This window comes from Mesorhizobium sp. WSM4840, assembly GCF_055811755.1.
Map to the genome: position 1 here is coordinate 348841 of NZ_JBVVQD010000003.1, position 21270 is coordinate 370110.

The window sequence follows — 21270 nt, forward strand, 5'->3', positions numbered from 1 at the left end:
AATTCACAACTCACGACGCAGAATAGCCTCGTCTACGACCAACTGCCGGAACTGGCTCGTCAGCGATATCCAGGCGAAGGCCCGTAAATTTGCGCAGGAATAATGCACCGACTCTAAGGGAAACCGCGATTATAAACGCCATCCATCCAGCACCGAGCACGTCCCCCACCAATCCACCATCTGTCCGTAGCCCCATTTGAACGCCGAGCAGAACCACCGGCATGTACAACCAGTTTCCCGAAGCCATGGCCGACATGGAGAATTTAGAGAACCACCCCATTATAAAACCTGCTGGCACCAACAGGATCGGTATTCCCCACCATCCGAAGTTCCAATAAGCCTCGGCGAATAGCCCCGCGGAAATTGACGATCCGTCGTGCCCCCGGGCACGATTATAAAGTTCAGTTCCAATTGAGCTGATGATCGGTTTATCCGGCCAAAGCATACGCGGGATAAATATCGCGAGCGCATATTTTAAGGTATCCCCAGACCGACCCTGGTCTTTCCAACCGACTACCAGCGACGACACGTTAACATAACTCAGTCTCAACATACTATCCCGCACTTGGCCACCTGAGACTGCTGAAGCGCTTCCGGACCAATAGTCACGCGTTATATCAAGTCGGTCCGACAGATTTGCTTTGCCTTGGAATCTTTCCTCGACCTCCGCGCGACCATAAAGGACGAACGGCTGAAGTATAGAGAATGCAAGTATGGCCACCGAAATTAGCGCGATGTGCGCCCTAACTCCTGCCCCCTGATTAATGACTGCCATAAAGACAAATATAAACAATAGGAACACTTCCGTCTTAGAAAATGTTGCAACAGATACCATTAACTCAAGACACACAAACGACAGGATAAATACTAACGGCAAACCCTTTCTTCGCAATCCAGCTCTTACTAGCAAATAGATTCCAGGGTACATGGACTTACTCACGGTAACCGCAAATCCAGTAACAACTGTATCAAAATACCCAAACTGCCCCGGTATATATATAGCGTATCTAGCACAGGCGCCAATTGTGAGAAATCCCACACCGAACCAAAAAGCAGAGCGCTCCGAGTAAACATTAAACCCGGCCCTTTCACTCCCATGGGACCGAGGAGGACGGTCCTTAAAAACAAAGCTAATCCCTAAGATTATGGCAATTGTCGACACATAATTTATCAAAATTAATTTGGATAGATCGTGGTCGTCAAATACATTTACCCTCATAATAACCCGCAGTGTATCCTCTCCAGCAATATAGGGGTATACGCAACCAAGTCCATAATATACTCCCGCTGACACTCTGAACCAAAATGCCGCCGTCCAGATCGACAGCCTATTTCTCTTGGTCATAGCAAAAGCGTACCAGAGAAGAACTCCCCCATATACTGCCGAATTCAGGATATTGAAATAGACCAACCACGGGCCGTCAAGGCCTACGTATGACATGAAGGCGGAGAGCGCAAAGAGCGAGAGAAGCGCCAACTCGCCGGATTTCATCACGCCGCTGGACGACTTCTTCTGACGGCCAGGAAACTGACCTGTCTGGTGCCAACGCTCGGTACGGACAACCATCTTACGTTCTCCTGCCACGACCGGTCCCGGGTTTGCTCCAGTAGTTGTCAATTCTTGGGTATTACTAGATAATTGCCAGGGCTTAGGTGCTCGGCGTCAACCTGCCGCAGCCGAACTTTACGACGCATGAAACGACGTTCATCGACCATTAGGAGAGTTGTAATCCCAAATGGAAACAATGCCTCCAAGTCGCCACGTGAAGGAACTTCACTCGTAGTGGCCTGGCCGATTTCCAGCCAGACGATTGGGCGCCACCTTGAGAGCGTCTTACGCAGGCCGCGTAGCACAAGCGGTTCAAATCCCTGAACGTCAATCTTAACGGCATCGACCCTTTCGATGCCCCTCGATTGAAGGTAGGAATCGCCCTCAACAATTTCGGCCGTACCAGCTCTTGCGATTGGCTCGTCATATTGATCTCTGTCGGAAAATGTCCCTAGTCCTAGGTTGTTGCCGCCGACATTGTAGAATGGTAGATTCCCATCGACTGACCCCAACCCAACCTTGTGAAGAAACGTGTTCGAGAAGCTGTTTACTTTAATATTCTTTTCAAATCGTCCCCACAGCCCAGAATTCGGTTCAAACGCGTGGACTTGTTCAAAATGTCTCGAGAACGCTATGCTATGCGTCCCGACGTTGGCACCCACATCAATAACAGTACGCCTATTTTGCCTCTCCATCTTACTCAAAAATACTGCGATATGTTCACTTTCATACCCACCAAACAGATACATCTCTCGATCGATATGAGATTCTAGAAAACCACAAAAGCCTACACCGTCGTTAATTACACAGAACTCGCCCTCTAAGGTTGGTGGACTTAGCATTGCCACAAAGTACCTCCAGCCTGGAACTCCCCTCAGGAACCGAAGCCCTCGCAAGATTCTCGCGACCTTAAGGGCGGGATGCCGCTGCGAAATTAGATCGCCCATTGCCATGACCTCATCGAAAGTACTCCCTGTTTCCAAGTGGATCACAGCACCGGGGCGGCATTCGCCCCCCTGGTCAACCCAAGCCTCCTCAGTTCACTAACTATTTTCGCCATCTGATCATGTCCACTGTAGCCACTTATTAGCGAGCGGCGTCGTCCGGCAGAAGCGACCTTTGCCCTTTCCGCATCGTTTCGGAGGTAGTGCCCGATTTTGTCCCGCAGTTCCGCATCCGAGCTGAAAAACTCCGCCTCCTTACCTTCCTCAAAAAGGGACAAATGATCTTCGGTCCGCTCTGCAAGCATAAACGTTCCCGCCGCCGGTATCTCAAATGTGCGCGTCGTAGTTGTCTCAGGAATATACTTACTAAGAAGGCCTATACCAATCTTGGCCGATGCTAAAGCCTGAGCGTATTCGTCCCCCCAGAGGCCATCCGACTGTACGACCTTTCGCGCCCAAGGGTGCAGTCTTTGGTAACGCGTCCACCTAGCGCCCCATACCTTCAAATCAAATCCAAGCGCAGCAACGACTTTCAACCTCTTCGCGTAGTGCCGTTGGCAGTGACCAACGAAGCACAAATCTGATGCCAATTTTTGAGCTCCCTCAAAACGCTCCACAATCCCAAACCTACTGCCATAACCCTGAAGCACTAGAAGAACATTTCTTGCCCCCGCGAGCTTATACAACTCACTCTCAAACGGCTTCGTGGTCACCATCAAGTCATACGTCGGAATACAATCAATAAAGTGCCTTGATCTATTCGATACAAACTGCGCGTCCGGTGTGTAATGTATGGCTACCTTGAGCTGTGCTCTCTTTTTTATATGATCGAGTGTCTCAAGGTGGAGCCATACTCCTTTATCCACCCACACAAGATCATAGATCGTTTTTCTGGAGAATTCTATTAGATCTTCATTAAACTTCCTTACTGCGCGCCCAGTATTAAATCTCCACGCTATTGACCTTTCCAACTTTACTCCAAACTCTCGATAGGGTCCTACGTCAAATGGAACTATCTCGAACCCCATTTCGGAAAGAGCCTGAATGCGGTCCACAGTCGTGGACCCAAATTTCATAGGACCAATTGCTAGGAGCCGCATCACCACCACCTTCCCATGAACGACTGCGAGGCTTCAAATCTGAAGCCATCGGTTGGGTAGAAGTCCTTCTGTGGCCCAGGCAGATGCTCGAGCCATTTTCGCCGGATTGGGAGCGATAATAATCTTGTCCGATCTTTCTCCCAGCCACGCCGCCCACCAACTGAAAGTACTGTTAGCGATAATGTTGTGCTTGCACTGGCTCATAAGCCATAAGTCGGCAAAAGCCATACCGTCGGTGGTATTGTGGCCTATAAACGTCGTATCCTGTGGCAGTATATCTAATCGCCTTGTGGCCGCCACGGGATCGTCAGAGAATACAAAGAAGTGCGGATCTGGTATGATGGACTGAACGGCTGAAATTGCGTTTCTATAGTAGTCATTGGCGACGTTATTTTCGCCTACGCTACCGTCTTTGTCGAACCAACGTAAATGTACGCCGACGGAACTCGACTTTTGGATCGATTCGCTCATTCCGACGTTTAACTGATCTGATGGCGGCTTGATAACGAGGTCTTCTCGAATTTTCTCCGCTACATCTTTGAAGTATAACTCGCTTTGCCAATAGCCTTCCATATACAAGGTGCCAAGAACTTGCCTGTCAAGAAGCCGCCGATCAAAATCATTCAGTTCTTCAACGAGATATGGTCTGCGAGCAAACTCTCTTTTGCTGGACCCGTATCTCAACAACTGACGGCGCACCCGATCGAACGGTTTTAGTTTCTCGGCGTTGGTAGCCTTGCGCGCTCTGAAAGAAAAAACATCAAGAGCGTATCTGCGCCGATACACGAAATCCCGCGAAAAGCCTGTCTCATCATCGATAACGAGCTCAGCATCATTGACGAGCGCTAATCTCCGGGCGGCTGCATAACAGAATAATTGATTGCCTAATCCTCCAAGCATCCGCACAATGATTTTTTTATTCCGAATCTGACCAAGCACTCGCACTTCCTCTTCACTAAGGCTAGTTCGATCTAACGAATGAACCCAAGCGGGTCAACTAACAGTGGTGCGTGCTGTGCGCATGATGCCAATAGAGACATCCGTCATCTTCGTTGCCGCCGATCCCAACGTGATCGAGTTTTTAGATGCGCCTCTTCAACTTCACTTCTCTGAGAATAAGATACGTCGAGAGAAGTTGTACGAAAAAGCTAGCGGCACTTGCCTTCGCAGCCCCTTCAACTCCTTCTATGGGGATCGCATAGAGGCAAAAGACAACGTTCGCTAAACCGCCGAGAAAAGTTGGAAAAACAATTTTTTTGGAAATTCCAAAAGAAAAAATTCGATTCTCCATAACTTGTGTTACAGAGTAGGCCGCGTATCCGAGTATGGTCCAAAGTATTACAGAGACGGCATGCGGTCGATACTCCGCGGCCAACAATGAGTCCGAAAGAGGCCTGGCGACAAATATAGCGACTATCCCGATTGCCAGAAAACTGAACGCAACCGCTGCCATCCAATACTGAAACAGCCGATTGGCCCTGGCGCTGTCTCCCATGTTCTCAGCTTCAAAAAGTGCTGGCCTGAAGACTGCCGCGAAAATCGCGCCAACGAGGAGAGACAGTCGACTTGATATGGCAAAAGCAGCAGCGTACTGGCCAACGGCGGCGGTACCAGCGATTGCTCCCAACATATATCGATCTGACAGACTGCTAAACCAGGCCATAACGGCAATCGGTGCAAAAGGTAGTCCATAGCTCATGATTTCAGAGCTCATCTGCAAGCGCTCTGATTTCGATGCCCCGGCAAGCCTCAGCTTTCTAACCGCAGGATATATAGAGGCTACTACCAATATCGACAAAGCCACGCCTAAAATCTGCCCAATCAAATAGTATTCGACGGCTTTCGTGTGCGACAAAAGTAACGCAGTAAATATTAACATCATCATCGCCTCAGTGCAGAGCCAAGTAGCCTGCAGGCTCTGCTTTCTTTCAGATGAAGCTCGATTCAAGAGAACATTTCGAACAACATAGATCGGCGCCCAGGCAGTAACCGCCATCAGCAAAAGATATCTTTGAGGCAAGTTATTGATATATTTCCATAAAACTATGGTCAATGCTGCAACCGCCGAAACAAGGATGCCGGCGATCAGAGATCTTGTTAGAATCTGGGCCGTGAACCATTCCGATCTACCTTCTAGATCATATCGCGAGTGAAATCGAAGCTGGGTATTCGTAATGGGAGCCATTATGATTTGCATTCCGAGAGTCATAAGGCTCATTAACAAATTGGCCTCACCAAATACAGATGGCGGTGCGAGTTCCGTCAAGATGCGAAGGCCGGCCAATCCCGTAAGTGCAACAAGTGCCTGTCCACCTGTAATCCAGAGAAGGCCTGAGACGATGCGGCTGTCCGCGCCCCTTCGAAACAATTGTGCTATTTGCACGTCAAAAACACCATGTCGAAGTTAACCTTTTCGGCAGTAAAATGGGTTCGGAATGTCGGCAACTCGGTTTTGGGAAGCCCAACATTTTCGGCCGACCAATCGCTGAAGAATATCAAACTCTGCGCGACAGAAGCGCTCCGCACATGGTGCACCAGCCTGCGTTTCCCACCCGCGGCGAGTTGCCTGGCCTCAAATACGAGGGCTTGTTCTGGCTTGGGCCTTTGGCTGGCCGCGTTGTTTCGTCAAAAATTGGCCGATCTTCCGGGCAGGTTTCGCGACTAATGCGTAATCTATGAGGCCGGACCCAAGCCAACGGCGTCGAGACCGTAGCGCTTCGAGGTTGTGCCCGATGTGCGAACGCAAGCTCCTTGTGCTGGCCCCGCCAACCATCATGTCCACCAACACGTGGCTGGTTGCAGCGGTCTCGAATCCGTGGAGTTCAACAGCTCTCAACATCCAATCATAATCCGATGCCACTTTGAGGCTGAGATCGAATGCACCGACGGCGTCGGCAACCTTCCGCTTGACGTAGAACGTTGGATGGGCCGGCATCCATCCGGTCCGAAAGCCCTTGGCGGGTCGGGCCGCAGCACGCCAACGGCGTACGACCCGCTTGCCCAGATGGTCTTCGACAAAATCCAGGTCACCATGCACGATGTCGGCTGTCTCGAGCCCTGCCGATATCCGTCCCAGCACTGAGCGATCGTGAAAGCAATCGTCCGAATTCAGCACGCCTAGCGCGTCTCCGGTATAGAGACGCAGCCCCTTGTTGAGTGCATCATACATTCCGCTGTCGGGCTCGCTGATCAGCCGGATCCGGTCCGGTGGGTAAGACCGGACAATTGACAACGTCTCGTCGGACGAATTGCCGTCGACGATCACCAGTTCCTTGTCCTGATGGTCCTGGGCCAGGAAGCTATCGATCGTATGCCGGATCGTCGCCGCGGAGTTCCAACAGACGGTCAAGACCGAGATTTTCACGTCGACCGGCCCAACGGCGCTTACTGTGCCGCAACGCGAATGCGATCCTCATCCAGGCGCCGGTGTTCGGATTCCCGTCTTACCGTTTCAAGGTCGGACTGAACCATTTCCTGGACCATCGCATCGAGCGAGGTTGTTGCCTTCCACCCGAGAACGCGCTCCGCTTTCGAAGGATCGCCGATCAGCAGCTCAACTTCGGTCGGCCTGAAATAGCGCGGATCCACCTCGATCAGGACAGCGCCTGATTTTGCATCGACGCCTTTTTCGTCAATACCGGAACCAACCCACTCGATCTCGATCCCGACCTCGCTGAATGCAAGCTCGACAAAGCGGCGGACCGAATTCTTTACGCCGGTTGCAAGGACGTAGTCGTCCGGCACTTCATGCTGAAGGATTCTCCACATGCCTTCGACGTAATCGCGGGCATGGCCCCAATCCCGTTCAGCCGACAGATTGCCGAGGTAGAGCTTGCCCTGAAGGCCGAGCCTGATTGCAGCCGCCGCGCGCGTGATCTTGCGGGTGACGAACGTCTCGCCGCGCATTGGGCTTTCGTGATTGAACAGGATGCCGTTGGACGCATGGATATCGTAAGCTTCGCGGTAATTCACGGTGATCCAGTAGGCGTAAATCTTTGCCGCCGCATATGGCGACCGAGGATAGAAAGGCGTCGTCTCCCGTTGCGGGATCTCCTGCACCTTGCCGTAGAGCTCGGAAGTCGACGCCTGATAAAAACGCGTCTTTTTCGTCAGGCCAAGCAGCCGGATGGCTTCGAGGAGACGCAATGTGCCGATCGCGTCGGCGTTCGCGGTGTATTCCGCGGTCTCGAAGCTAACCTGGACATGCGATTGTGCGGCGAGATTGTAGATCTCGTCCGGCTGCACCTCCTGGACGATACGGATCAGGTTGGTGGCGTCGGTCATGTCGCCGTAATGCAGCGACAGCCTTACGTCCTTCTCATGCGGATCCTGGTAGAGATTATCGATGCGACCGGTGTTGAACGACGAGGAACGCCGCTTGATGCCATGGACATCATAGCCCTTTGCCAAGAGAAGTTCCGCCAGATAGGCGCCATCCTGGCCGGTGATGCCGGTAATGAGGGCGGTCTTCCTAGTCATAGTGCTTCTCCGAGGTCGATACGACGATATTTCTCAACGCTAATCAGCGTGGCTTTAGACATTAGACATTACAATTCCCATTTCAAAAAGCTGGTGGCTATCCCAACGTTGTGATTCGAGCGCGGCGGCTAGGCTACACCGGCTACCGATCTTTGCCGCGTTGTCAACGCGCGCCAAAACCTGTCAGCATGGTTCGGATGGTACGAAACACAATCAGCACGTCGAGCCAAGGGGAGAAATTCTTGATGTAGTAGAAGTCGTAGTGAAGTTTTTCCAGAACATCGTCCACGGCCGCAACGTGGCCCTGATTGACTTGCGCCCACCCCGTAATGCCAGGCCGAACGATGTGCCGGTATCGATAGAATGGCAGCTCGGCCTCATACCACTTAGAGAGTACGAGTGCTTCCGGGCGCGGTCCGATCCAGCTCATTTCGCCGCGCAGGATGTTGAAGGCTTGCGGCAATTCATCGATCCTGGATTTTCTCAGGAACTGCCCAAGGCGTGTAATGCGCGCATCGCCGGCCTTTGTGATGGCCTCTTCCTTTTCATCGACAACCGCGGCGCCGAGTTTCATCGTCCGAAATTTGTAAACCTCGTAGATCTTTCCTCTGTACCCCATTCTTTTTTGCTTGAATAAGGCCGGACCAGCCGAGTCAAATTTTATCGCTGCCGCTACGAACAAGAGCAATGGTGAAAAACCCACCAGAATAACTAGTGCCGCAATCCAGTCAGCCGCCTGTTTGATCTTTAAATAAGCCTGGTTTGGATTCAGAGATCCCAACGTATTTTCGGAAAGATGCTCTATTTCTACTCGACCCGTGAGCGACTCACTGATCTGTTTGACATGATAGACGGGTGTTCCCGAGAGCGCGCGATCGGCAATGTACCGCTCCCATTCATCCGAAAGATCGGAACGAAGATCGGCAACGACGCCATTTACCCGGTCAATGATGATAGTAGGCGAGGCAAGCCAATGCCAATTCACGCCGCTAATCTTTTCAAGGCGACTGACAGCCCCGCCTGGAATCACGGCGAGGCTGTAGGGATCCAGGCGCCGGCTCAAGATGCTCAGGCCGAAATACCAGAGAATTGACAGTGTCAAGCTGCCGGCCGCCTGGAACGCGCTGTAGTCGATACGAAACAAGAAAATTGCCAAGTAGACGAATCCGTAGCACAGGGCAAATGTGGGCATAATATAACCGGCAGCCGCGACGCCTGGCAAATTGCCTATCCGACGAAAGAAAAAATATCCCAAAGTATGTGCTACGACGCCGGCGAAAATTGTGATCTGAATGTTGGAATAGGAAAATATATTTGGATCAATTACCATCCTGACCAGCGCAGGAGTCAGAATTGCAAAAGCCAGTCCGCCAAGAAGTTGAAACCTGATGCGGTGCAACAGGTGCCGTTGATTTCGCGGCTTTATGATGGGAGCATTCAATCCTAAGTGCCCTCTGATAAATTACCGAAAACAGGCTAAGAACATTGGCATTCCATGCAAAAATACAGAAATTGTCAGGCTCTGCGTCATTCGCGCGCAAGGCAACCTTACGAAGCATAGCGAACACTGCAGCTGCTGCGGCAAGATTCGCTTTCGTTCTACCGGTATGCTTCGGTTTCAACAACGGCTACCGCACTCCCGGGTGAAACCCGAGAGCCGACATTGCAGCACTTGCATCGCATAACCGAGCGTCAATTATGCGATCGCGACGAGCTCCCTTGAATCCATGTCGACAGGGATCTCGCCATTCATGATGGCAACCAGGACCCGGGCCCTTCCGGCGGGATCGAGCCGGTCAAGGCGGCCGATCATCTCCGCGAAAGGACCTGAAAGAATCCGAACCGAAGCGCCCGCAGCGAGGCCTCCGCTGAAATCAAGCAGGCCATCCCTGTCAGTCAGGGCTATGAACCGCTCCACCAGCCCCGACGGGACCGGCAATGGCCGTTCGCCCTGCATGATGAGGGAGCGCACACCAAACGTTCCATTGACCGAGCGCCACCGCTGCAGCGCGACATCGAGGGCGATGAACATGTAACCTGGAAAATAGGCCGCCGGTCGCGTCTCGATGCGCCGGGCATGACGAATGGTCTTCTCGCAGCGAGGCGTAAACGGGTGAAACCCCTGTATCCGGAGATGCCGTTCGGCGACGTCTTCTTTTCCCGGAAATACGCTGGCGGCATACCAGCGTGCTGCGGTGCCGGTTGCGGGCCGCTGCAACGCTACAGTCGCCTTAACAGTTGATTTTTCCGGGCTGGTCACACGTCCCCTCTCGGCGGTTCTCGGCATGGTTGACGGCATGGGTTACGACAGCGTGAAGACACCAGCAAGCAACCATGTCGCGAGAATCGATGCGGTTGGTCGAATCCTGCTAATTGTCCACTACTTTAGCTGCACCTAATAGTCATCGCGCCGTTTTATTGTTTAGCTATCCAGCAGCGGTATCGAGCAATTGCGTCGATATGTAGCTGCCTGGTTACGCTGACTCGCGACGAACCGCTGGCTCTTCTGGTCCTTAATCGGTCGATTTGAACATAGTGTGACGGTTATCGTTAGCAAAGCGTTACCGACCGCTTGGCGGTGGCCTGCTTTGACGAGAACTCGCGGCAGGCCGTTCGCTGAACGGGACCATTCCACGATCTGTGGTTGCATGGACTCGATCAGTGCAACGCCCGATCTATCGACCAGAGTTCAGGAGCGTTTGAGCAGCGACCAGACGGCTGGCACAAGGCTTGCTGCCAGGCCGGCCTTGATCAGGTCGCCGACGATGAACGGCACGACGCCGAACTGCCATGACTTTTCCGGGCCGATGAGCAGCGCCAGCCAGGCAAAGCCCATCGCCATCATGACGATTTCGGCAACCAGCATCGCGTTGAAGAGCTTGATCGGATGGCGATCCCAACCGCGATCGGCGGCCCAGCCGACGATCGCCGCCATGACCACGAAGCCGGCAAGATAGCCGCCGGTCGAGCCGAGCATGTAAGCGATGCCGATGCCCTTTTCCGGCGTGCCCTGGAAGACGGGCAAGCCGATGGCGCCCTCCGCCATGTAGAGAAGCAGCGTGGCGACGCCGAGGCGCATGCCGAATGCTGCGGCGATCAGAAAGACGGCCAGCGTCTGCATCGAGATGTCGACCGGCCCGAGCAGAACTCTGGTCTTGGCCGACAAGGTCAGCACCAGCGTTCCGACGATCGCCAGCAGAAGCTGCGTCGCCAGGCGGGCCGCGCCCTTTTCGGGCAAAGCGAGAGAAACAAGCGGTGTCGTTGCAATTGCCATGGTCTTCCTCATTGCGGACTGCCGCAGATCGCGGCCTTGCGTTTTCCTATATTGGCTTCCGTGTTATGCGGCAATCGGTTTTGCCGTCTCTAAAAAGCGCGTCGCGTTTGACCGGCCTCATGCGACGCGCTTTAGGTTGTTGTTTTATGCATGTCGTAATCGCAAAACCGCTGCACACTTTTGCGCGACATGCATTGGAACAGAGCTGAACGACATTCCCTATGGCGCTGACATTCGACACAGACTTCGACCCGTCCTACGGCCAGGGCGTAACCGTTGCGCCCGACGTGCTCCGTATTACCGCGGAAAATCCCAGCCCGTTCACCTTTTACGGCACCAACAGCTACATCGTCGGGCGCAAGACGCTGGCGGTGATCGATCCCGGGCCGGATGACGATGCGCATCTCAAGACACTGCTCGAGGTGATCGGAGACAGGCCGGTCAGCCACATTTTCGTCAGCCACACGCATCGCGACCATTCTCCGCTGGCAGCGCGGCTGAAGCAGCACACCGGCGCAATCGTATTGGCCGAAGGCCCGCATCGGCCGGCGAGGCCACTGCGCATAGGCGAGGTCAATCCGCTCGACGCCAGCGCCGACACCGCCTTTAATCCGGATATCGCGCTTGCCGACGATTCGATGGTCGACGGCGACGGTTGGGCGATCAGAACGGTGCTGACGCCGGGCCATACCGCCAATCACGCAGCCTTTGCGCTCGAGGGAACCGGCGTCCTATTCTCGGCCGATCACGTCATGGCTTGGGCGACCTCCATCGTTGCGCCGCCGGACGGCGCCATGGCCGACTATATGGCCTCGCTGGATCGGCTGATCGAGCGCGACGACCGCCTGCTGCTGCCCGGCCATGGCGGGCCGGTGACCGCGCCGCGCAGTTTCATGCGCGAGTTGAAGACGCATCGCCAAATGCGCGAACGCGCGATCCTGGAGCAGATCAGAAGCGGCGACCGGACGATCCAGGAGATGGTCGCGGCGATCTACAGGGATACCGATCCGCGCCTGCATGGTGCGGCCGGCCTGTCGGTGCTTGCCCATCTCGAGGACCTGGTGGCGCGCGGCCTGGTGAGCACCGACGGCGACCCGGCGATCGACGGCATATTCACCCCCATCGCGTAAGCACTATTCGGCCGGGGCCGTGCCGACCTGGCCGGCGACTCCTGATCCAGTTCGGCAAGGAAGTCCACGATGCGGGCCGAATTGTCGCCAAGGTCGTAACGGCGGCAGCGGGAGGCCGAACACATGTCGAGATGATCGCATCGTCATCATAAGTCAAACGGAGGTCTTGGTTCTCCCCGTGAGCAGCGAGCCTATAGGCAAGATTTGTAGGTCGAACCCGCCTGCGCGGGCTGTCCGCACAAGATGCCATTCTCGGCAAGATTCGCGGCCAAATCCGTGCCATCGGTACAAAGACGGCAGCTGGCTTGTGGTTAAGGTTCGTCATGACGATCGCGGGCGGCAATGCTCTCGCGGCACGCTACGCCGATGCCAACTTGACAGCCTTGTCCCAAATGCCCATCAGACGATGTCAAAGCTTGCGGTGAACGCAGCAGCGAACAGATGGCTAGGCCCGAACGAATGACAACAATCTGCCAGAGCGCCGGGCCCCAAGGGCGCTGTTGGATCTCTGCAACGGAGCTCTAGTCATGCAGGGCATTGACGAGCTGCTTTGTGCTACCCTACGTCGCGAAAATCCGCCTTGGCCGGAATACGCCGACAATAATTTCGTAGCCCGCTTCATCGAGCGAAGTGCTTATCACGGGGTACAGGCGTTACTTCATCACTATATTGCAGATCGCGAAGGCGTTGACCTGGGTTGGCCGAAGGTTATTTTGGATGCTTGTCGTCAGCAGGCCACTGCTCAAGCATTGTGGGAGATGCGCCACCAGTACCTGCTGAATCAAGTACTGGAGCGGCTAGTGGCCATTGAGATCCATCCAGTTCTGTTCAAAGGCACGGCCCTAGCCTACGATGTCTATCCAGCGCCTTTCCTGCGTACAAGAGGTGACACGGACCTCTTTGTGCCATCGGGCACGCGTGATCGGGTAGCCAAAGCATTAGAGACCTTGGGGTTTCGTGAACTGGGAATAAGAGCGGATGTCATTAGCGGTCAGACGAGCTACAGCTGGACAGACCCCGCCTCCAATCAGGAACACGCCCTCGATTTGCATTGGCGGATCAACAATTCCACACTCCTGTCAAATCTGTTCTCGTATGAAGAATTGCGCTCCGAGGCCCGGCCACTGCCGGCCTTAGGCGCGAATGCCCTCGCAGCTGATCCAGTGCACGCGCTCGTGCTCGCCTGCATGCATCGAGCGGTCCACAAGCACTCTCCGTATTACGTCGATGACGTGGCCTATTACGGCGGCGATCGACTGATCTGGCTTTACGATATCCAGCTTCTGTTTTCGATGCTGTCGCCGTCGCAACGTGATGGATTTGTTGAACTTGCAGGACGCAAGGGGTTGCGGGCGACCTGCCTGGAAGGCATCGAACGAACCCGAACTCGCTTCCATACCATTGTACCCGAAGCCGTGTCTGGCGCGCTTTCCCGTCCTGGACCGACAGAAACCGCGTCGAGCTATCTCAGCGGATCCAGATTGTACCGAAAATGGATGGACTTCCAGGCCGCGAGCGGCGTGCGAAACAAGTCCGGTTTTCTGACCGAACTCCTCTTCCCGCCGGCAGTCCATATGCGGCAAAAATATCGACAGGCAAACCTATCGTGGCTGCCTTGGCTCTACTTACGCCGGGCCATAGCCGGGTTTTTGAAGTACTTACGCAGCCACGGATAGTAAACTGCGGAGACTGGTTCGCTTAGCCCTTCGACGGCGACCCGACGATCGACGGCATATTCAGGCTGCCTGGCTAAGATCCCGCCACGAACTACGCTGCTGAAAGCTCAGAACCGGCTGGAACGCTCTGCCGGTTGAGGCGACTTTAAACCCTGGCAAGAGCATTCCGGATTGGCCGGAAGTCGCGCGGCGGTCTCCAGCGCAACCCGTGAGGCTGTCATGGAGAGATTGGGCAGCACGTCCTCCTGCAGCAATTTCCGGCGATTGCGGTCCATATAGTCGTTGAAGCCCGCGGTGACGAACGCACAGGGCACGAAGCAAGCGCCGATCTCGCGCGCCAAGGTGGCCTCAGGGGCAATAGAATGGTTAAGCACATCCGCCCCCATGCCGCGATACGCCAAAGCCTCGGCTGGGGTTGTCAGCCGCGGCCCATAACAGTGGGCAGCCACCAACTGCTGTTCGATGCCATGAACGCGGCATTCGGCTGGCCAATGGCGGCGGGCCGTTTCGACCAGAACCGCCGCACATCTTGGACATACGATCTGCTTGCCCGAACAGTCGAAGCTCTGGCGGTCCGGCAGCAGTGAAAACGGGGTCTGCGTCAGTTCGATGATATCGGCGGGCACCACCATGTCGCCAGGCTGGATCGCCTTGTTGACGGCGCCAACGGTCGAGCAGGCGAGAACTTGCCGTACACCCGCCCGCATCAATACCCAGAACGCGCGGCGATGGCAGGAATGGTCGATATGGTCGCGGGGATTGCCGTGCGAATACATGCACAACGCGCGCTTCGCTCTCCCTTCGGCTGTGATCGAGGCATCGAACTCGAGCAACTTCCAGTTGTCGGTACGACCGAAAGGCGTTTCAAAACTCATGTCGCGCCGCAACGTGCGCACGCCATCGAATTCGACATCTTCCGGGAAGGCAAGCCCCCAGTTTGCCGACCCGGTGATGATGGCCAACCCTACCTGAGGTATATCAGTTGATTGATCCGTCAGATCGTCGGCTGCGTGGTGATTTGCAGGCATGCTTCCAGTCTCGGTCAGGATTTCTGGCGAAGGGCCACGATCAGGACGACGACCACAACAATGGCGGTCCACAATGTCGAGATCGCTGCAATGGTCGGATCGATCTGATCGCGCAGCGACACGAACATGAGCTTCGGCATCGTGCTGTTGCGACCACTTGCGACGAAGATCGAAATGACAGACTCGTCGAGCGACGTCAGGAAGGCCATCAATGTCGCCGACAACAAGCTGATCCGAAGTTGCGGAACGATTATTCCGCCAATAGCTCTAGCCCAGTTCGCGCCGAGGCTACGCGCCGCCTGAACCTGGTTCCAGTCGAAGCGAGCCAGGGCGGGCAGCAACACAATGCACGCCACCGGAACGGCCAGCACCACATGTCCGACCAGCACACCGAACAACGTTCCGACCAAACGTTGTGCCGCCAGCACAAAAAACAGGCCGATCGCAAGCAGGATTCCTGGGGTGATCGAGGGGGTGAGCAGGACGCTCTGGATGGCCGCAGCGGTCTTCCCGCCCAGCCGATTCATTGAGATGCAGGCGAGCAGCGCAAAAGGCACCGCGATCAGCGCCGTCAATGTCCCAAGGATCAGGCTCGTCCTGAGCGCAGCCATCCACGTCGCCGAGCCGAAGAAGTTCTCGTACCAACGCAACGAGTAGGTGTGCGGCGGAAACTCGAGAAGATTCGACGTCGAGAAGGAAAGCGGCACCACCACGAGCGTCGGCAACATCAGAAATGCCATCACAAGAGCAGCAAAGCCCCAGAGGACAATGCGGGCGAGCCTGTTGTGCGGATAGGCTTCAAGCATGGGGGGCATCCACTGTGTTCTGGGCCAGCAGGCGGCGTGCCGCCAGCAACATCACACCGATCAGCGCCATCAGAACGAGGAGCAGAATGCCCAGGACGCTCGCCGACCCCCAATCCTGAAAGGTCGATAGCGTACGCTCGATCCTGGTAGAGAGAGGATTTACCTTGCCGCCGCCAAGCACCGCCGGCGTAATGAAAAAACCTATGGAATAGATGAGGACGATGATCGAACCCGAGAAGATGCCGCCCGCCGAAAGTGGCATTATGACTGTGCGCATCACCTGCCCGAGTGTGGCTCCCATGCTCGCTGCCGCGCGAATGAGGTTTTGGTCGATATCGCGCATCGCGGCATAAACGGGCAGCAGAAAGAGCGGCAGCATGTAGTGAACCATGCCGATCAGCGTTCCGGTGAAGTTATAGACCAGCGGCAAAGGCTCCGCCGTCAGGCCCGAACCAGTCAAAGCCGCGTTGATCAGGCCATCACGCCGCAGGAGCACGAGCCAGCCATAGGTGCGCACCAGGATAGCGGTCCACAATGGCAGCATGACGAAGGCCATCAGCACGTTGGCCACCCTTGGTCTGGCGCTGGCCAGAGCGAGTGCCAGCGGGGTGCCCAGAAGAATGCAGATCGCCAGCGTGCCGAGCGACAGTTCAAGGGTTGTGACGAGCGCCGACCATGTCAGTCCGCTCGAAAGCACTTTCGCGTAGTTGCCGACGGTATACTCACCCCCTGTGGTCAGGAAAGACTGCCGGATGATCCAAAGGATGGGCAGTATCGCCGCCAGTCCAACGATGAACAGCGCCGGGAGCGAAAGCGAAAGAAAGAACCGCCGCTCGCGTCGCGCATCTGCGGCGAGCGCAGGATCCACAGTGACGGTCACGCTGTCGCTCCCGGTATCGCGTGAACCTTCGCTGCCGGTGCATATGCGGTCACCCGCTGACCGGCGGCAAGCTCGGCGCAGCCGCCGGCCAGCGCTGCCGGAATGCAGACAAGAACCTCTTGCCCACCGTCAAGCGCCAGCGTCAAAAGCCAGTTTTCGCCGCGAAACGCCTTGGCGCGCAGTATTCCTTCGAGAGCCACTCCGTCTCGCCCGACGAGCTTCGCATCAAGATGGAAGCTTTCGGCGCGAATCATCAGAGTTTCGCGTGACGCTTCGGCGCCGTCGATCCTGCGTACCGAGCCTGGCGCCACAATGTTAGCCTCGCCCATGAACTCCGCGACGAAGCGGGTCGATGGACGATCATAAATCCGCTGCGGCGTATCGATCTGCTGGATGCGGCCGGAGTTCATCACCGCAATCCGGTCAGACATAATCAGCGCTTCGCGCTGGTCATGGGTCACGTAGATTGTGGTGATTCCCAGATCATCGTGCAGACGCCGAATCTCGTACTGCATGGTTTCGCGCAGATTCTTGTCGAGCGCCGACAGCGGCTCGTCCATCAGCATCACGCGTGGTTCGAAGACGATCGCCCGCGCCAATGCCACCCGTTGGCGCTGGCCGCCGGATAGTGCGGCAACATTGCGCTCCGCCAGACCATCCAGCTTCACGCGGGCCAGGGTGGCAAGCGCCCGCTGACGCGCCTCCGCTCTCGGCGTCTTGCGCAGCGCCAGCGGATACGCGACATTGGCCAGGACATTCATGTGGGGAAACAAGGCGTAATTCTGGAATACTATGCCGATGTCGCGTTTGTTGGGCGCCAGGCGGGTGATGTCCCGATCGCCCAACAAGAGCTTGCCGGAATCCGGCCGGACAAAACCGGCCAGAGCCATGAGTAACGTGGTCTTGCCCGATCCCGATGGCCCTAGCAGCGTGAGGAATTCGCCAGCTTGAATGTCGAGCGAAACATCATCCAGTGCGACGTAGGTCCCGTAAGCCTTGCTGACGCTGTCGATGGTGATCGGGAGCGACTTCATCATCTGCTCCAGCCTTACAGCTGAGACTCAGCGGGCCATCATCTCATCGAAGGCTTTTTGGGCAGCCTCGCCGTTCTTGACCCACCATTCTGAATTCGAAAACACCGAAGTGCCGGCATTTTCGGGCGCGGTCGCAAGCGTCTTCAGGCGATCCTCGGGAATCAGGCCACCTTCATATGCCGCAGGATTGACCGGGCCATAGGCGATGAAATCGGTCAGCTTCGCAACACGCGCGGGCTGCGTCATCGCTGCGATGAGCTTCATCGCGGCTTCCTTGTTCGGGGCTCCCTTCGGCACCCCAAGGCAGTCCGTGCCGATAACCGAACCCTTGAACGTGTAGTCAGCAGCACCCCCGTCCGCTTTCACGGTTTGGGCCCGTCCGTTCCAGGTAACGACCAGATCCGCTTCGCCGTCCTTCAGCAACTGCGCGGACTGAGCTCCCGAGGTCCACCACACGGCGACATTTGGCTTGATCGCTTCAAGGCGCTTGATGGCGCGCTCCAGACCTTCCGGCGTGCTGAGCACGGAATAGACGTCCGCCGGCGCTACGCCATCGGAGAGAAGCGCGATCTCGATCGAGTCTTGCGCATTGGCGCGCAACGCGCGGCGACCCGAGAATTTGGCAATGTCCCAGAATTCCGCCCAGGTCTTCGGCGGGTTCTCGCCATAGGTTTTGGTGTTCCACGACATGACGGTGCCATAGGAATCGAACGGATAGCAGTAGTCGGACTTTGCGCCGTCCGGCACGGATTTGGGATCGATGATCTTGTAGTCGAGCGGCTCCAGCAGCGATTGAGCGGCCGCCTGGGCGCCTTCCGGTGAGCCCAGGTGAATGACGTCGGTCGTGACCGCACCCGAGGTGACCTGCATCTTCAAGGCGGCCAGGCCGTCGCTTAGCGTCTCCTCGAGGACATCATAGCCAAGCTCTTTTGCAGCAGGGCCCCACATGGCCTCTTTCATGGCGTTGCCATAATCGCCACCTGCGGTCGTGATGGTGACTGTTTGCGCATGGACGGGCACGGCAGCCGAGATTGCGAATGCTGTTAAGGAAATGCGTAGCCAGGACATAGGTTCTCCTCCCCAACTTTTATCAAATGTTGCTCGAAATGGCCATTTATTTGTAATCGTAACGTTACGATTGCATCTGAATGCGCTGGAGTCAAGCTGCTTCCTATGGGCGTTTGGATTGACCGGGATGTGGAATCCGGTAACGTTATGGCGGTCAGCAAACCAGCCGGCGCTTTCGCAAAATGAAGTCGGGCGAACAATGGCCAATCTAAAGCAGATCGCGGCGGAACTTTCCCTCTCGGTGACCACAGTGTCCCGCGCTCTGAAGGATGGGCCGGAAGTGCAGCCCTCGACCATAGCCCGCGTCAAGGAGGCGGCTAAGCGGGTCGGCTATCTACCAAATCATCATGGTCGTGCGCTCAAAACCGGTCGAACGCTGACGCTGACGGCAGTACTCCCGATGGAGACACGAGACCATCTGTCCGATCTGTTGAAGCTTCCTTTAATCGAAGGCATGACGCTGGCGGCGCGAAAAGCCGGGTATAGTCTGTCCATCTATTCCACCACTCCCGACGACGATCCCGTCGAGAGTGTGCAGCGGCAGCTTCAGGCGCGCAGCACAGACGGACTGATCATCACGCGCCTGGTGTCGGGTGATCCGCGGGTCAAGCTGCTGCTGGATAAACGCATGCCATTCGTCGCGTTTGGAAGAACCGACCTGGATACCGCGTATCCTTATGTCGATGTCGACAATGAACAGATTGCCTACGAGGCAACCCGACGGCTCATGGATAAGGGCTGTCGACGCATTGCTCTGCAACTTCTGGTTCCGGAGGATCAGGCGAGTGCCATGCGTCTTTCCGGCTATGGAAGGGCAATGGCCGAGGCCGGTATTCCGATCGACCAATCGCTGATCGGTCATGGCATGTTCACGATGGAATCGAGCGCAGCCTGGTTCGATCGCTTGCTGGCTTGTTCAGATCCGCCGACAGGCCTGGCATGCGCCAACGAACTGGGCCTTCTAGGGGCGTTACACGCTCTTGGCAGAAGAGGTCTTGTGCCGGGGAGCGACGTCCACATTGTCACTCGTGACAGCACGCGGCTGGCACGCTTCCTGCCGGCGAAGATCGGAATTCATTCCGTGGATATGGCGGGTGTCGGACGCAAACTTGTCGAAGTCCTGGAGAACCGGATCATCAATCCGCTTGGGCCGATGGAGACAATCTTGCTCAAGGGTGAATTCGACCCTGGCGAATAGTCTGCCCGCAGACTTCAATCAACCGACCCAGGGACTGCGACAACCTCGCGCGGCTGCTTCGTGGCGCAACCGATAGCCGCAATCCCGCGACCGTCCCGTCGAGCGAAGCACGTACATTTCGACCGAAGGGAAAGGCCCGCTTTTGGACGCAAAGCGACTGGCGAGACAAGTCGAATAGACACCGCAACCCCTGATTGTATTAGACGCATTTTCTGTGGCGCCGAGCGATACCGCTTGGCTGTAATGCTCTGGACATCACTCGGCCGGGGCCGTGCCGACCTGACCGGCGACTTCCTGATCCAGCTCGGTGAGGAATTCCACGATGCGGGCCGCATTGTCGCCAAGGTCGTAGCGGCCGTAACGGGAGGCCGAACGCATGTCGACGATGACCGCAACGCCATCGTCGGTCACACGGATGGCGACGTCGGCGGGAAGGCTGAGGAGGAAGCTCCTAGCCAGGGCGTTGATCGTCACCTCGCTTTGCCCGATCGCGCGGGGAAACGGCGCCGTTAGCTGCCAATCCCGACGATCGAGCACGGTTTCGACTGCTTCCAGGACCCGATCGAAAGGCAGATTGTAGCTGCGTCCGGTGACAAGCGGATAGGTCTCGGTCTGCAGGCGCTGCTCGCCCGGGGTCGGTGGCGAAAGCGCGTTCATATCACCGGTCCGGGTGCTGGCGTCGAGCACCGGCGGATCGTCGAAATCCGTCGAGATGTCCCTGAGCGGCGGAGAAGTCGCTGCCCAGTAGGCGGCAATGCCAAAAGGAACAAGCACCAGCAGTGCCAGCAACGTGCCGACGGTGAGATCGCGACCGCCACGGTCGCCGAAATTCCAGAATCTCGAAAAGGCAAATCCGGCGAATAGAAGCGCAAAGGCGGCAAGCAGCGCGACAATGCCAAGCACCCAAAGGAAAGCCGGCGTTTCAACAAGCTCATATCGGTGGCCGACGAGAACGGTCAGCAGCAGGACCGCCGAAAAAGCACCTGTCCGCCGCGACCAGCCGGCCGCCTTCGACGTCTGTCGCTCGGGATTTTCCATTGTTTTCAGCACTGCTCCACCCCGAACGGGCGCTTTGAGCCGTTTAGCGGCGGCTTTAAGGCGAAA

General features: G+C 56.1%; 19 protein-coding genes. 3 read left to right on the plus strand and 16 right to left on the minus strand.

Features of this window, described 5'->3' with window-relative positions; genetic code table 11:
• Positions 1–10 precede the first annotated feature (10 nt).
• The 10 genes from AC0L3I_RS07280 to AC0L3I_RS07325 form a co-directional block, all read right to left on the minus strand.
• Positions 11–1567 carry an O-antigen polymerase gene (locus AC0L3I_RS07280; protein WP_473526448.1) on the minus strand — a complete coding sequence of 519 codons (1557 nt, stop codon included), beginning with the start codon at positions 1565–1567 and terminating at the stop codon, positions 11–13.
• A gap of 47 nt (positions 1568–1614) precedes the next feature.
• Entirely contained in the window at positions 1615–2391 is a 777-nt protein-coding gene (locus AC0L3I_RS07285; protein WP_473526514.1) for an FkbM family methyltransferase, read from the minus strand.
• A gap of 146 nt (positions 2392–2537) precedes the next feature.
• Positions 2538–3593: a CgeB family protein gene (locus tag AC0L3I_RS07290; protein ID WP_473526449.1), complete on the minus strand. Its 1056-nt coding sequence runs from the start codon at positions 3591–3593 to the stop codon at positions 2538–2540.
• 33 nt (positions 3594–3626) lie between these two features.
• On the minus strand, positions 3627–4532 hold the full coding sequence (locus AC0L3I_RS07295) for an alpha-1,2-fucosyltransferase (RefSeq protein WP_473526450.1): 906 nt from the start codon (positions 4530–4532) through the stop codon (positions 3627–3629).
• 142 nt (positions 4533–4674) lie between these two features.
• Entirely contained in the window at positions 4675–5976 is a 1302-nt protein-coding gene (locus AC0L3I_RS07300; protein ID WP_473526451.1) for an oligosaccharide flippase family protein, read from the minus strand.
• A gap of 189 nt (positions 5977–6165) precedes the next feature.
• On the minus strand, positions 6166–6957 hold the full coding sequence (locus AC0L3I_RS07305; protein WP_473526452.1) for a glycosyltransferase family 2 protein: 792 nt from the start codon (positions 6955–6957) through the stop codon (positions 6166–6168).
• Between the two features lie 20 nt (positions 6958–6977).
• The gene (gmd, locus tag AC0L3I_RS07310; RefSeq protein WP_473526453.1) at positions 6978–8072 is read right to left on the minus strand and encodes a GDP-mannose 4,6-dehydratase; all 1095 of its coding nucleotides are present in this window, start codon (positions 8070–8072) and stop codon (positions 6978–6980) included.
• A 163-nt stretch (positions 8073–8235) separates the two neighbouring features.
• The gene (locus AC0L3I_RS07315; protein WP_473526454.1) at positions 8236–9513 is read right to left on the minus strand and encodes a sugar transferase; all 1278 of its coding nucleotides are present in this window, start codon (positions 9511–9513) and stop codon (positions 8236–8238) included.
• Between the two features lie 255 nt (positions 9514–9768).
• Positions 9769–10371, minus strand: coding sequence for a transcription termination/antitermination protein NusG (gene nusG, locus AC0L3I_RS07320; protein ID WP_473526455.1), 603 nt, complete (start codon positions 10369–10371; stop codon positions 9769–9771).
• Between the two features lie 390 nt (positions 10372–10761).
• Positions 10762–11346 carry a biotin transporter BioY gene (locus AC0L3I_RS07325; protein ID WP_473526456.1) on the minus strand — a complete coding sequence of 195 codons (585 nt, stop codon included), beginning with the start codon at positions 11344–11346 and terminating at the stop codon, positions 10762–10764.
• Between the two features lie 221 nt (positions 11347–11567).
• On the opposite strand from AC0L3I_RS07325, the gene AC0L3I_RS07330 reads away from it, so the two are divergent.
• Both AC0L3I_RS07330 and AC0L3I_RS07335 read left to right on the plus strand, forming a co-directional pair.
• On the plus strand, positions 11568–12476 hold the full coding sequence (locus tag AC0L3I_RS07330; protein WP_473526457.1) for an MBL fold metallo-hydrolase: 909 nt from the start codon (positions 11568–11570) through the stop codon (positions 12474–12476).
• Positions 12477–13003: 527 nt separating this feature from the next.
• Positions 13004–14152, plus strand: a complete 1149-nt coding sequence (locus AC0L3I_RS07335) for a nucleotidyltransferase family protein (RefSeq protein ID WP_473526458.1) — start codon at positions 13004–13006, stop codon at positions 14150–14152.
• Positions 14153–14259: 107 nt separating this feature from the next.
• Here the strand turns inward: AC0L3I_RS07335 and AC0L3I_RS07340 are convergent, their stop codons facing one another.
• From AC0L3I_RS07340 to AC0L3I_RS07360, 5 genes are read right to left on the minus strand one after another with little or no spacing between them, the layout of a single operon-like run.
• Complete coding sequence (locus AC0L3I_RS07340; RefSeq protein WP_473526459.1) at positions 14260–15180, minus strand: phosphorylase family protein; 921 nt, start codon at positions 15178–15180, stop codon at positions 14260–14262.
• A gap of 14 nt (positions 15181–15194) precedes the next feature.
• Positions 15195–15986 (minus strand): ABC transporter permease, encoded by a 792-nt coding sequence (locus AC0L3I_RS07345; RefSeq protein WP_473526460.1) that lies wholly within the window; start codon positions 15984–15986, stop codon positions 15195–15197.
• Positions 15979–16866, minus strand: a complete 888-nt coding sequence (locus AC0L3I_RS07350; protein ID WP_473526461.1) for an ABC transporter permease — start codon at positions 16864–16866, stop codon at positions 15979–15981. The genes AC0L3I_RS07345 and AC0L3I_RS07350 overlap by 8 nt, the downstream gene beginning before the upstream one ends.
• Positions 16863–17900, minus strand: a complete 1038-nt coding sequence (locus tag AC0L3I_RS07355; protein WP_473526462.1) for an ABC transporter ATP-binding protein — start codon at positions 17898–17900, stop codon at positions 16863–16865. The genes AC0L3I_RS07350 and AC0L3I_RS07355 overlap by 4 nt, the downstream gene beginning before the upstream one ends.
• Before the next feature lie 27 nt (positions 17901–17927).
• Positions 17928–19175 carry an ABC transporter substrate-binding protein gene (locus AC0L3I_RS07360; RefSeq protein ID WP_473526463.1) on the minus strand — a complete coding sequence of 416 codons (1248 nt, stop codon included), beginning with the start codon at positions 19173–19175 and terminating at the stop codon, positions 17928–17930.
• Between AC0L3I_RS07360 and AC0L3I_RS07365 the strand changes: the two genes are divergently transcribed.
• Positions 19168–20166: a LacI family DNA-binding transcriptional regulator gene (locus AC0L3I_RS07365; RefSeq protein ID WP_473526464.1), complete on the plus strand. Its 999-nt coding sequence runs from the start codon at positions 19168–19170 to the stop codon at positions 20164–20166. The two genes, AC0L3I_RS07360 and AC0L3I_RS07365, sit on opposite strands and share 8 nt — an antisense overlap.
• Before the next feature lie 255 nt (positions 20167–20421).
• On the opposite strand, the gene AC0L3I_RS07370 is transcribed toward AC0L3I_RS07365, so the two are convergent.
• Positions 20422–21204: a DUF1499 domain-containing protein gene (locus AC0L3I_RS07370; protein ID WP_473526515.1), complete on the minus strand. Its 783-nt coding sequence runs from the start codon at positions 21202–21204 to the stop codon at positions 20422–20424.
• Positions 21205–21270: the final 66 nt, after the last annotated feature.